At 67.3% G+C, this 11957-nt stretch carries 12 protein-coding genes; 10 read left to right on the forward strand and 2 right to left on the reverse strand.

The annotated features are described in order from the left end of the window. Position 1 precedes the first annotated feature (1 nt). From DBZ45_RS14780 to DBZ45_RS14825, 10 genes are all read left to right on the forward strand, one after another. Positions 2 to 937: an ABC transporter permease gene (locus DBZ45_RS14780; protein ID WP_111904643.1), complete on the forward strand. Its 936-nt coding sequence runs from the start codon at positions 2 to 4 to the stop codon at positions 935 to 937. Then, positions 934 to 1866 (forward strand): ABC transporter permease, encoded by a 933-nt coding sequence (locus DBZ45_RS14785; RefSeq protein ID WP_111904644.1) that lies wholly within the window; start codon positions 934 to 936, stop codon positions 1864 to 1866. The genes DBZ45_RS14780 and DBZ45_RS14785 overlap by 4 nt, the downstream gene beginning before the upstream one ends. 1 nt (position 1867) lies before the next feature. Next, positions 1868 to 2815 carry an ABC transporter ATP-binding protein gene (locus DBZ45_RS14790; RefSeq protein WP_111904645.1) on the forward strand — a complete coding sequence of 316 codons (948 nt, stop codon included), beginning with the start codon at positions 1868 to 1870 and terminating at the stop codon, positions 2813 to 2815. Then, a complete protein-coding gene (locus DBZ45_RS14795; protein ID WP_111904646.1) occupies positions 2808 to 3632 on the forward strand; it encodes an ATP-binding cassette domain-containing protein in 825 nt (274 codons plus the stop codon). The genes DBZ45_RS14790 and DBZ45_RS14795 overlap by 8 nt, the downstream gene beginning before the upstream one ends. A gap of 86 nt (positions 3633 to 3718) precedes the next feature. Next, positions 3719 to 4708, forward strand: a complete 990-nt coding sequence (locus DBZ45_RS14800; protein WP_111904647.1) for an aldo/keto reductase — start codon at positions 3719 to 3721, stop codon at positions 4706 to 4708. A gap of 54 nt (positions 4709 to 4762) precedes the next feature. Further along, positions 4763 to 5539, forward strand: coding sequence for an HpcH/HpaI aldolase family protein (locus DBZ45_RS14805; protein ID WP_111904648.1), 777 nt, complete (start codon positions 4763 to 4765; stop codon positions 5537 to 5539). Positions 5540 to 5542: 3 nt separating this feature from the next. Then, positions 5543 to 6835: a sialidase family protein gene (locus DBZ45_RS14810; protein WP_111904649.1), complete on the forward strand. Its 1293-nt coding sequence runs from the start codon at positions 5543 to 5545 to the stop codon at positions 6833 to 6835. After that, complete coding sequence (locus DBZ45_RS14815) at positions 6832 to 7512, forward strand: SDR family NAD(P)-dependent oxidoreductase (RefSeq protein ID WP_111904650.1); 681 nt, start codon at positions 6832 to 6834, stop codon at positions 7510 to 7512. The genes DBZ45_RS14810 and DBZ45_RS14815 overlap by 4 nt, the downstream gene beginning before the upstream one ends. A 77-nt stretch (positions 7513 to 7589) precedes the next feature. Beyond that, on the forward strand, positions 7590 to 8381 hold the full coding sequence (locus tag DBZ45_RS14820; protein ID WP_111904651.1) for a DeoR/GlpR family DNA-binding transcription regulator: 792 nt from the start codon (positions 7590 to 7592) through the stop codon (positions 8379 to 8381). Positions 8382 to 8442: 61 nt separating this feature from the next. Continuing rightward, a complete protein-coding gene (locus DBZ45_RS14825) occupies positions 8443 to 9174 on the forward strand; it encodes a GAF and ANTAR domain-containing protein (protein ID WP_111904652.1) in 732 nt (243 codons plus the stop codon). A gap of 22 nt (positions 9175 to 9196) precedes the next feature. Here the strand turns inward: DBZ45_RS14825 and DBZ45_RS14830 are convergent, their stop codons facing one another. Together DBZ45_RS14830 and DBZ45_RS14835 are read right to left on the reverse strand one after the other, a co-directional pair. After that, positions 9197 to 11356, reverse strand: a complete 2160-nt coding sequence (locus tag DBZ45_RS14830) for a transglycosylase domain-containing protein (protein ID WP_111904653.1) — start codon at positions 11354 to 11356, stop codon at positions 9197 to 9199. A 153-nt stretch (positions 11357 to 11509) separates the two neighbouring features. Continuing rightward, a partial coding sequence (locus DBZ45_RS14835) for a hypothetical protein (RefSeq protein WP_111904654.1) occupies positions 11510 to 11957 on the reverse strand: 448 nt, incomplete at its 5' end.

Raw genomic sequence — 11957 nt, forward strand, 5'->3', positions numbered from 1 at the left:
CATGACCACGTACATCCTCAAGCGGCTGGGCCAAGGCCTGCTGACCGTGTTCCTGACGGTCTCCACGGTCTTCGTCCTGATCCGCCTCGCCCCCGGTGATCCGGCCGTATCCTACGCTGGCCCGCTGGCCACCACCGAGCAGCTGGCCAAGGTCCGCGAACAGTTCGGCCTGGACCGTCCCGTGCTGGAGCAGTACTGGATCTTCCTGCAGCAGCTGTTCACCGGCAACCTCGGCACCTCCTACTCCTTCCAGGCGCCGGCCATGCAGGTGGTGGCGGAGCGGATGCCGTACACGCTGACCCTCGCCACGGCGTCCATCCTCCTCACCGCCGTGGTGGCCATCCCGCTGGGCGTGTGGATGGCCCGCCGCCCGGACACCAACCGCGAACTCGGCGTCAACGTCCTCACCATCGCAGGGCAGTCCATGCCGGACTTCTGGACCGGCATCATGCTTCTCACCGGCTTCGCCGTCCTGATCCCGCTGTTCCCGGCCTCCGGCTTCGCCACCTGGGGCGGGCTTGTCCTCCCCACCGTCACCATCGCCATCCTTCAGATCGCGCTGATCTCCCGGATGGTGCGGCGGGAGATGACGTCCAACTTCGCCGCCCCCTACCTGACCGTGGCGCGGTCCAGGGGGGTGGGCAGTCCGGCGCTGACGTGGCGCTATGCCATGGGCAACTCCGCCATCCCGGTCTTCACCGCCCTGGGCACCCGTTTCGCCGCCATGCTCAACGGTGTGGTGGTGGTGGAAGTGGTGTTCGCCTGGCCCGGCGTCGGCTCCCTCATTGTCCGTGCCCTCGAAACCCGCGACTACCCCCTCATCCAGGCGACCGTCCTCCTGACGGCACTGCTGGCCGTGGCCGTCCAGCTGGTCATCGACCTCGCCTACCCGCTTCTTGATCCCCGCGTTCGTCTTGGAAAGGCGGCAGCAGCATGAGCCTCAGCGACACCGCAACGCCGGCGGCCTCGGCCGCACAACCGCCCCGGACACCGTCGGCCAGCGCCGTCACGAAGGAGCTCGTCGCAAAGGCCGGCGCCACCCGCCGACGCAACGCGGCCAAGTGGAAGCTGCGCATCGGCGCCGTCTGTACGCTGATCGTGATCATTCCCATCCTGCTGGCCCAAGTGCTTCCGCTTCCTGACGCCAACCACCAGGACCTGTCCGCCCGCCGCCTGGCGCCCCTGGTGGACGGCCACCTGTTCGGCACCGACCAGCTGGGCCGCGACCTGCTCTCCCGGGTCCTGCACGGCGGCCAGGTGTCCCTGACCATCGGCATCCTGGCCGTGGTGGTCTCCGGCGCCATCGGCATCATCCTCGGTGCCGCCGCCGGCTACTTCGGCGGCTGGGTGGACACCGTGGTCTCGCGGGTCCTCGAGGCCCAGATGTCCCTGCCGCTCCTCATGATGCTGTTGCTGGTGGTGGCGCTCTTCGGCCCGTCGATCCCGGTGATCACCTTCGTCATTGCCATTGCCCAATGGCCCGAAGTGGCCAGGCTGACCCGATCCATGGTGCTCGTGGAACGGGAAAAGCCGTACGTCTCCGCGGCGCGCATCCTGGGCCTGCACCGCATCCAGATCCTCATCCAGCACATCATCCCGAACGTCATCAAGCAGGCAACCCTCGTGGTGCTGCTGCTCCTGGCCCAGGCCGTCCTGCTCGAGAGCGCCCTCAGCTTCCTCGGCGCCGGCCCCCAGCGTCCGTTTGCCACCTGGGGACGAATCATCTCCGACGGCCAGGACTACATCACCACCTCCTGGTGGATGGTCACCCTGCCCGGCCTGGTGATCGTGCTGATGGTGGTGGGCGTGAACCTGCTGGGCGACGGCCTCCGCGACCGTCCCCGCCGCAAGAAGAAGGGTGCCTGACATGACCGCAGAAGCAAGCCACGCTGACTCCGGCCACGCCGCCAAGGATCACACCGCCGAGCCGGCCCTGCTCGAGGTCCGCGACTTCCAGGTGGAGCTAATCACCGACGCCGGCATCATCCGGGCCGTCGATTCGGTGAACTTCAGCATCCACCGCGGCGAAACGGTCACCATCATCGGTGAGTCCGGTTCGGGGAAATCGACGACGGCGATGGGCATCCTCCGCCTGCTCCCGGACGATCTGGCGGTGCTTTCCGGCACCGTGCTCATCGACGGCGTGGACGTGGTGGCCGCACCCAAGGCCATCGACAAGGTCCGCGGCCGGACAGTAGCGCTCATCCCGCAGGACCCCATGACCGCGCTGAGCCCCGTGCACTCCATCGGCAGCCAGCTCTCCGAGGCCATCCGGATTGCCGGCGCCGCCTCCAAGGAGAAGGACGCGGTCCGGGCACGCGCCATCCGGCTTTTGGAACAGGTCCATATTCCGACGCCGGAAGTGCAGCTGAAGAAGTACCCGCACCAACTCTCCGGCGGCATGCTCCAGCGCGTGCTGATCGCCATCGCCCTCGCCAGCGAACCGCAGCTCCTGGTGGCGGACGAACCCACCTCGGCGCTGGACGTCACGGTGCAGGCCGGCATCCTGGACCTCCTGCTGGAACTTCAGGAGCAGCGCGGCATCGGCATCCTGATGATCACGCACGACCTCGGCGTCGCCCGGCTCATCTCGGACCGCATCCACGTGATGAAGGACGGTTCCTTCGTGGAGTCCGGGGACGTCCAGCAGGTCGTGGAGCAACCGGCCACGGAGTACACCCGCAACCTGCTGGCGGCCGTGCCGGTCCTGGGGCCCTGGGACGAAACCCCCGCCGGCAACACCTCACAGTCCGCATCCATGACCGCCGCGGCCAGCGACGCCGCCCTGACCAGCACCGGAGTCCAGAATGACTAAGCCGTTCCTCTCCGTCGAGAACCTCGTGGTGGACTACCACGTCCCCGGCGGGACTTTCCGCGCCGTGGATGACGTCTCCTTCTCCGTGGACAAGGGCAAGACGATCGCCGTCGTCGGTGAATCCGGCTGTGGAAAGTCCACGATCGCCAAGGCGCTGATGCGCCTGGTGACGCCTGCCAGCGGCCGGATCGAACTGGACGGCACGGACCTGGCCGCACTCAGCGAAGCCAAGCTGCGGCCGCTGCGTTCCAAGTTCCAGATGGTCTTCCAGGACCCGTACGGCTCCCTGGACCCGCACCTCACCGCCCAGGAGATCGTGGCCGAACCGCTCAAGCTGCAGGGCGTCCGGTCCAAGGCCGAGCGGCATAAGGAAGCCGCGAAGCTGATCGACCAGGTGGGCCTGCCGGCCAAGTCCCTGGACCGCCACCCCGCCGAGTTCTCCGGCGGCCAGCGGCAGCGCATCGGCATTGCCCGCGCGCTCGCCTCCAAGCCCGAACTGCTGGTCTGCGATGAAGCCACGAGCGCGCTGGACGTGTCCGTGCAGGCCCAGGTACTGCGGCTGCTGAAGTCCATCCAGGACCAAACCGGCATCACCTACGTGTTCATCTCGCACAACCTGGGCGTGGTGCAGGAGATCAGCGATAGCGTCATGGTCATGCAGCGCGGCAAGCTCGTGGAGTCCGGCACCACTGCATCCGTGCTGACTGCGCCCAGGGAGGACTACACCCGCAAGCTCCGTCGGGCCGCCCTCGACCCGTCCACCATGCGCGGCCTCAAGCCGCGGCACGTGGTCCGGTCGCTGGCGCTGAAAGGCTGACCTGGCGCCCTGATCCGGCCGTTTATCCGCCCCGACCCCAACCACATTGCAACCGCACAGACACTGCAACCACGGAGAATCAACGCATGAGCAAGCAGCCAGAAGGCACCCCGGTGGAAGGACTGAAGCTTCCCATCTCGCGGCTGGTCCTGGGCACCATGACGTTCGGCGACACCGCCGATGAGGCCACCGCCGGACGCATGGTGGAGGAGGCGCTCGACGCCGGCATCACCACCATCGACACCGCCAACGCGTACGTGGGCGGCGTGACGGAGGAAATGCTCGGCCGCCTCCTCAAGGGACGCCGCGACGAGGTCATCCTCGCCTCCAAGGCCGGCATGCCGCACCCCGACCACGGCCAGCACACGCCGCTGTCCCCGCAGGGGCTGCGCAACAGCGTCGAGGGCAGCCTCCGCCGGCTCGGCGTGGACAGCATCGACCTGTTCTACCTGCACCAGCCGGACCGTGCCACGCCGCTGCAGGACACCCTGCGCACCGTGGCCGAGCTGGCGGAAGAAGGGAAGATCGGGGCGCTCGGCGTCTCCAACTTCGCGGCTTGGCAGATCGCCGACGTCATCCATGTTGCCCGCGAGGTGGGTGCGCCCACCCCCGTTGTTGCGCAGCAGCTCTACAACCTGGTGGCCCGGCGGGTGGAGGAGGAATACCTCGAATTCGCCGCCACCCACAACGTGCACACCATGGTCTACAACCCGCTGGGCGGCGGCCTGCTCACCGGCAAGCACAGCTTCGAAGACAAGCCCTCGGAGGGCCGCTTCGGTGATTCCAAGCTGGCTGCCATGTACACCCAGCGCTACTGGGACAAGCAGCTGTTTGTCTACGTCACTGCCCTTGCCGGCATCGCTGACGCGGCAGGCATCACCCTCGCCGAGCTGTCACTGCGCTGGCTCGCCTACCGGAAGGGCGTCGGCTCCATGCTCCTGGGCGGCTCCAAGGTGGAGCAGCTGCGCGCCAACATCGCCGCCGTGGCCAAGGGGCCGCTGCCCCAGGACGTCAGCAGCTCCTGCGACGCCATCGGCTCCGGGCTCCGCGGACCCATGCCGGCATATAACCGCTGACGCATATACAACTGCTAGCCGACACCACCCACGAACTGAAGGTAGAAAATACAGATGACATCGGACCTGGCCATTGAATTCGCCCGCAAGATCCGCGCCCGTGAGCAGGCCGTCGGCTACTGGGCCGTGCTGGACGCCCCCGTGGCAACGGAACGCATCGGCCGGCTCGGGTATGACTACGTTGCCCTGGACGCCCAGCACGGGCTGCTCGGCTACTCGGGCGTGCTGAACGGCCTCATGGCCATCGATGCCGGGCACACCGCCGTCGGCATGGTTCGCGTGGAGGCCAACGACTTCACCGCGATCGGCAGGGCGCTCGACGCCGGAGCCGTCGGCGTCATCGTCCCGCTCGTCAACAACGCCGCGGACGCCGCGGCCGCGGTCGCCGCAGCGAAGTACCCGCCCATGGGCGGCCGTTCCTACGGGCCAATGCGCTCGGCGCTGCGCATCGGCCCTCTCCCGGCTGACTCCAACGCCGCCACCCTGGTCTTCGCCATGATTGAGACGCCCGAGGGGCTGGCCAACGTGAAGGAGATCTGCGCGACGCCCGGCCTGGACGGCATCTACGTGGGCCCCTCGGACCTGGCCATCGCCGTCGGCGGCGCCTTCCCGGGCGACCCCGCCATTGAGGCCGAGTTCAACGCGGCGCTGGAAACCGTCGCCGAAGCGGCCGCCTCGGCAGGCATCGCCGCCGGTATCCACACCGCGGCCGGGGAGATCGCCGCCCAGCGGCTGCGGCAGGGCTACACGTTCACCACCGTCGCGTCGGACCTGACCCACCTGGAGTTGGCGGCCAAGGCGCATCTGGCAGCCGCTAAGTCGGAGGGCTGAGGCATGCAGACCATCAACACTGCGTACAGCACCATCACGCCCGACGGCGCCGTGAAGCGCGCTGACGGCGCAGACTTCGCGTACCTGCCGGCGCCCACCGTGCAGAGCCACGCCGCCAACCTCCTGACCCTGCCCGACGGCCGCCTCGGCTGCGTCTGGTTCGGCGGCACCCAGGAAGGCGTGCCGGACATCTCCATCTGGTTCTCCACCCTGGAGCCGGGCAGCAGCCAGTGGTCACCGGCTCAGCAGCTGTCGGATGACTCCACACGCTCGGAGCAGAACCCGATCCTGTTTACCGCGCCTGGCCGCGCCGGCCAGGACGGCGTTCTCTGGCTCCTGTACACCGCGCAAAAGGCGGGCAACCAGGACACAGCGGAGGTCCGCCGTCGTACTTCCACGGACAGCGGCCGCACCTGGGGGCCGGTGGAAACGCTGTTTCCGGCCAACGAAACGGGCGGCGTGTTCGTCCGCCAGCTGCCGGTGCTGCTGCCGTCCGGCCGCCTGATCATCCCGATCTTCCGCTGCATCACCACGCCCGGGGAGAAGTGGGTGGGCAACAGCGACGACAGTGCCGTCATGATTTCCGACGACGGCGGAGCCACCTGGCGCGAGCACATCCTGCCGGGAAGCCTGGGCTGCGTCCACATGAACATCCAGCCCGTGGCCGACGGTTCGCTGCTGGCGTTGTTCCGCAGCCGGTGGGCCGACTCGATCTACGAATCCCGCTCAACCGACGACGGCGACACCTGGACCGAGCCCGTCCCCACCGAACTGCCCAACAACAACTCCTCCATCCAGTTCGCGGCGCTCGCCGACGGCCGCCTGGCGCTGGTCTACAACCACAGCCGCGCACAGGCAAACACCGAGCGGCGCCTCTCGCTCTACGACGAAATCGACGACGACGGCCTGGCCGCCGAACAGGGCCAGCTAGTGGAACCTTCCCCCTCTGTCGCCGCCGGAACAGACGACGGCGAACGCCGCGCCTTCTGGGGGACCCCGCGCTCGCCCATGACGCTGGCCATCTCCGAGGACTCGGGCCGGACTTGGCCCATCCGGCGGAACCTCGACGTGGGGGACGGCTACTGCCTCTCCAACAATTCCCGGGACGGACTGAACCGGGAGTATTCCTACCCGTCCGTCCACCAGGGTCCGGACGGTGCGCTGAACATCGCCTACACCTACTTCCGGCAGGCCATCAAGTACGTCCGCGTGGACCCGCAGTGGGCCTACGAGGGCAGCGCCACTCCCGGAGGGGACAGCGCTGCCGGCGACGGTGAAGGCGGCGGCGAGCAGTGACCGGCACCCGCCACGCGATTATCACGGGCTGCAGTTCCGGGATCGGCAAGGCGATCGCCGTCCGCCTGCTGGCCGACGGCTGGACCGTCACCGGGCTGAGCCGCAGCGAGACTTCGCTGGGGCACGGGTTCCGGTGGCTGCACGCGGACCTGTCCGATCCGTCGTCGCTGGCGGAAACGGTGGCGGGGATCGACCCGGCGGACGCGCTGGTCCACGCCGCCGGATACCAGCGCACGGCGCTGCTGGGTGAGCTGGACCCGGAGGCGCTCGCCGGCATGTTCGCCGTCCACGTCGGGGCCGCCAGTGCGTTGGCCAACGAGGTGGTCCCGCGGATGCCAGACGGCGGCCGGGTGCTGCTGATCGGCAGCCGGACCTCCACAGGCGCGGCGGGCAAGAGCCAGTACGCGGCCACCAAGGCGGCGCTGATGGGCATGGGCCGGACATGGGCGCAGGAGCTTGCCCCGCGCGGCATCACGGTGAATGTGCTCTCGCCGGGGCCCACGGACACCCCCATGCTTGCCGACCCCGGCCGGGCGGCCACCCCGCCGAAGCTCCCGGCGCTCGGCCAGCTGGTGGATCCCGAGGACGTTGCGGCGCTCGCCGGCTTCCTACTGGGGCCGCACGGAAAGTCCATCACCGGTCAGAACTACGTGATCTGCGGCGGCGCCTCGCTGTGAGGCGGCGATCCCGGTGGTTGAGCTTGTCGAAACCCCGGGCCCTACGATAAAGGTCAGCGTCTTTAGGAGAGCCACAGATGACCACCGCCAAAGCCAGGCGCGAAGAGATCTACCACCTTGCCGTCACCACGGGGCTGGCGTCTGTGGAGGAACTGTCACGGCATTTCCGGGTCACCGCCTCCACCATCAGGCGGGACCTTGCCCAGCTGAACGAGCAGGGGAAGCTGGCGCGGACCTACGGTGGGGCGGTGGCGCTGGGCGCGCACCCCGAACCGTCCCTGCGGCAGCGGACCGGCGAGGCGTACGAGCAGAAGCACGCCATCGCAGCCTGGGCGGCTGCGGAGGTGAAAGACGGCGAGAACGTACTGCTCGACGGCGGCTCCACTGTCGGTGCCTTGGCGCACTCCCTGCGCGGCCGGGAGAACCTGTCCGTCACGACGCCGGGAATCAACACCTTGCAGGAGCTCGCCGACTCGCCGGGGATCCAGGTGGACTGCCTCGGGGGCCGCTTGCGGGGCGTGAGCCAAACGTTCGTGGGTCCCCTCGCCGAGGCGGCCTTGGAGCGGATGAGCTTTGACCGGGTGTTCCTCGGTGCGGACGCCGTCACCGCCAACGACGGGCTCTGCGAGGCGGACCACGCGCAGACCAGGCTCAAGGAACTCATGGCCCGGCGGGGTGAGGCTGTCTATGTCCTGGCCGACTCCGGCAAGCTGGGGAAGCGCCCCTTCCACGCCTGGGCGAAGCTTGCCCTGCCGTGGACCCTGGTGACGGACTCCGGCGCTGATCCGGGCCAGGTGGCGCTGTTCACGGAGGCCGGCGTTCAGGTGCAGCTGGTCCAGGTCCAGGCCGGGGAGCAGGCGTCCGCCTGAGGGAACACCGATTTTTTGCTTCCCCGGAACAACTGGGTCCTTTGGCGTTTAGCATGGGGGAATGACTGAAGTGAACGAAGATTCGGCCGTCCGGCAGCTGCAGGACATCCTGATCGGGGCCGAAAGCGTTGACGGCTTCCTCCAGGGGCTGGCCACATTTGCCGCGTCCACGCTCACCGGTCTGGCAGGTACCGGCGTTGAATGCGCCGTGACATTGAAGCGGCACCGGCACACCGCCACAGTTGCCGGCAGCAGCCCCCGGGCAGTAGAGCTGGACCAGATCGAGCAGCGCGTCGGCGACGGTCCTTGCATTCGGGCACTCTTCACCATGGCCCCCGAACTGCTCAACGACGTCACCACGGACGAACGGTGGCCGGAATACCAAAAGAAGCTCGCCGAGCACGGCGTGTACTCCACGGTAGGCGTTCCCCTGGACATCGGGGATGGCGCCAGTGCGGCATTCAATTTTTTCGGCCCCGCACCGGGCCTTTTCACGGCCGAACTCTTCGACAGAGCGGTGGGATTCGGTGAGCTGGCCAGCCGCACGCTGCACCTGTCAGTCCGGATCGGGGCTGCCCAGGCCAAGGCGCAGAACCTGGAGGCCGCCATGCAGAGCCGGACCGCGATCGACGTCGCCTGCGGCGTCATCATGGCGCAGAACAGGTGCTCCCAAAAGGAAGCCATGGACATTTTGGCCAAAGTCTCGAGCAACCGGAACCAAAAGCTGCGCGACGTCGCCGTGGAACTGCTGGGCAGGCTTTCGGGATCAGGTGTGGAGACGCATTTCGATTAGCCTTCGGCCGGCCACCGCGAGGCTACTTTGCCCCCTTGCCGATCATGGACGCCGGGGGCTTGGGAAACGGTTTGGCCGGATACATCTTGGCGACCTTGAGCATGTAGTTGGCCCATTGCGGCCCGGCGATCATGTAGCCGTCAATGCGGTCGTAGTGTTTGCCATTGATGGTGAGGTTCCGGCCCGGCCGTTTCTGGCCGTTCAGTGCGTCACCGAAGAAGGATGCTGTGGCCATGCCGCTGGTGTAGCCCAGGACCCATGTGGCGCCGTTGCTGTTGTTGGTGCCGGTCTTGGCCGCCACGGGGACCTTGCTCTGGACCTTCGGGTTGATGTAGACGCCTGAGCCCTTCTTGAGCACGTCCTGCAGGACCGAGTTCACGCCGCGGGCAATCTGCGGGTCAACGGCGGCCCGGCATGCCGGCTGCTGGCTGGACAGCGCCCGTCCGTTGAAGTCGGTGACGCGCTGGATGGCAATCGGCGCGCAGTAGCGGCCGTCGGCGGCGAACGTGGCGAAGGCAGTGGCCATGCTGAGCGGCGACACGGCGGTGCCGCCGAGAATATTGCCCAGCTGGTGCATGTTGATCTCTGAGCCATCCAGCCCGCTTCGCAGGCCCACTGCCGCAACCATTTTATCGATGCCGCAGATGTCCAGCTGTGCCACCTCGGCGAACGTAGCCGTGTTGATTGAGTTGTACAGCCCGTAGTCCGCTGGCATTCTCCGGTAGTAGCCCTCCGAAGCGTTCTGCAGGTCGTCGGCAGCTTCGAGGCCGGCGCTGCGCTGCTTGGTGCTGTAGCCGCCCACCACCTTGGCGCACGAGTCCCGCCAGCCGAATCCCAGTGGGTACTCCCGGCGTGAGGCGTCCACCTCTTCCGTGATCTTCCGTCCCTGGTGCAGCCACTCGGCGAACGTGAACGGCTTCATCGTGGATCCTGGCTGGAACCCGCCCGCGCCGTTAAGGTCATTGCCGTTCGCATCCTTGGCGTCCACGTTGAAGTTCAGCTGGGTATCGAACTTGCCGGGCTCCGGGAGGAACACGGTGTTCTGCGCCATCGCCAGGATTTTTCCGGTGCCGGGCTGGACCGTCAGCAGGGAAGCTCCCCACTTGGCTGGGTTGGCGCCGGCGGTGGAGTTCACCTGTGACTGGGCCGCCGCCTGCAGCCGGCTGTCCAGCGTGGTGGTGATGGTCAGCCCGCCCCTGAACAGCTTCTGCTCCCGGGCTTCCGTGTCTGGCCCATAGGCACGGTTGTTGAGGATCAGGTGGGATACGTAGTCGCAGAAGTAGGGAGCGATGGCGGCTGCGGCGCAGCCTTGCTTGGAGCTACGGATTTTCAAACCCACACCGGTGGCGGCAGCATCGTCATGCTGCTTTTTGGTGATCTTTTTTTGCACCAGCATGGCGTCCAGGACCAGGTTGCGCCGCTTGAGCGAGTTCTCCGGGTTGCTCACAGGGTCATAGAGGCTGGGGCTGTTGACAAGCCCTGCCAGCGTTGCCGCCTGGGGGAGGTTGAGCTTGCTGGCCGGAACGCTGTAGAAATGCTGTGCGGCCGCCTCGATGCCGTACGCGCCGCGGTTGAAGAAGACGATGTTGAGGTAGCCCTCCAGGATCTGGTCCTTGGTGAATTTCTTCTCCAGCTCGATGGCTAGCTTCATTTCCCGGACCTTGTCGCCGAAGGTCTTCTCCCCGCTGAGGACTACCTCATCCTCGCGGCCAGAGGTGATCTTGGCTTCATTGGCCACGTTGGTGACGTATTGCTGGGTGAGGGTGGATGCGCCTTGCCGGTCCCCGCCAGCGACGTTGCTCACCAGCGCCCGCAGAACGCCCACAGGGTCGACGCCGCTGTGTGCGTAGAAGCGGCTGTCCTCTATCGCGACCACGGCGTCCTTGACGTAGGGCGACATCTCTTTCAGCGGGACCCGCACCCGGTTTTCCTCGTAGAACGAGGCAATCAGTTTCCCGTCCGACGTCAGGATTCTTGTGGTTTGCGCCGGCGGACGCACCGCGAGCTCGGAGGGGAGGCCCTTGTAGAAGTTCATCGAGCTGCTAACCGCGGCGCCGGCAGCTGCAATTTGGGGAACGAAGTAGGCGGCAACAAGGGCGCCACAGAGGCAGCTGAGGACCACGAACCCGAGCATCCTTGCCAGGGTCGTGTGGGATCCCGATGTCAGGCTTTTGCGTACCATCACTGCGGTTCACACCCCAAAAAAGCGTGTCTTCAGAATACGCTTCAGGTGGCGGCCGATCCAGACCGAGGCCGAGTCGGAAACGACGCCGGCCGGCCCGCGTGAGGCGGGCCGGCCGGTGTCGTACTTTGGCTCTTTGGAGCGTTGTCGGCGCTATGTGTTTTGGACGTGGTCCTTGGCGTCCGTGGCGGTGGCTTTGACGTCGGAGGCGGCGGTTTGGCCTTCGTCCTTGACGTGCTGGGCGGCGTTGGTGGCGGTGGCCTTGACGTTTTCCATGGCCTCCTGGGCGGGTTCCTTCCAGCCCTGGGCCATGTCCTTGGCTGCCTCGGTGACCTGGCTGGTCATCGGTTCGGCCGCGGTCTTCAGGGCGTCGGCGGCTTCGCGTTCCTTCTGGCTCGGAGGGATGAGGGAGGAGACGAGCAGCCCGGCGCCGAAGGCGATCAGTCCGGCGGCGAGGGGGTTGCCCTGGGTTTTGGCGGCGACTTTCTGGGGTGCGTCGGCGATCGCTTCGCCGGCGCCGTGCAGGGCGTTCCCGGCGGCGTCGGTGGCCTGGTGGACCCCGCCGGTGGTGGTGTGGGCGGCGTGGTGGAGGCTGCCGGTG

The sequence above is a fragment of the Arthrobacter globiformis genome (assembly GCF_003261175.1).
In the GTDB taxonomy this organism is placed as follows: domain Bacteria; phylum Actinomycetota; class Actinomycetes; order Actinomycetales; family Micrococcaceae; genus Arthrobacter; species Arthrobacter globiformis_A.

What these genes read in the sequence shown, in the direction of transcription:
- DBZ45_RS14780 (WP_111904643.1), top strand. Translation starts at nt 2, where the DNA reads ATGACCACGTACATCCTCAAGCGGCTGGGCCAAGGCCTGCTGACCGTG.
- DBZ45_RS14785 (WP_111904644.1), top strand. Translation starts at nt 934, where the DNA reads ATGAGCCTCAGCGACACCGCAACGCCGGCGGCCTCGGCCGCACAACCG.
- DBZ45_RS14790 (WP_111904645.1), top strand. Translation starts at nt 1,868, where the DNA reads ATGACCGCAGAAGCAAGCCACGCTGACTCCGGCCACGCCGCCAAGGAT.
- DBZ45_RS14795 (WP_111904646.1), top strand. Translation starts at nt 2,808, where the DNA reads ATGACTAAGCCGTTCCTCTCCGTCGAGAACCTCGTGGTGGACTACCAC.
- DBZ45_RS14800 (WP_111904647.1), top strand. Translation starts at nt 3,719, where the DNA reads ATGAGCAAGCAGCCAGAAGGCACCCCGGTGGAAGGACTGAAGCTTCCC.
- DBZ45_RS14805 (WP_111904648.1), top strand. Translation starts at nt 4,763, where the DNA reads ATGACATCGGACCTGGCCATTGAATTCGCCCGCAAGATCCGCGCCCGT.
- DBZ45_RS14810 (WP_111904649.1), top strand. Translation starts at nt 5,543, where the DNA reads ATGCAGACCATCAACACTGCGTACAGCACCATCACGCCCGACGGCGCC.
- DBZ45_RS14820 (WP_111904651.1), top strand. Translation starts at nt 7,590, where the DNA reads ATGACCACCGCCAAAGCCAGGCGCGAAGAGATCTACCACCTTGCCGTC.
- DBZ45_RS14825 (WP_111904652.1), top strand. Translation starts at nt 8,443, where the DNA reads ATGACTGAAGTGAACGAAGATTCGGCCGTCCGGCAGCTGCAGGACATC.
- DBZ45_RS14830 (WP_111904653.1), bottom strand. Translation starts at nt 11,356, where the DNA reads ATGGTACGCAAAAGCCTGACATCGGGATCCCACACGACCCTGGCAAGG.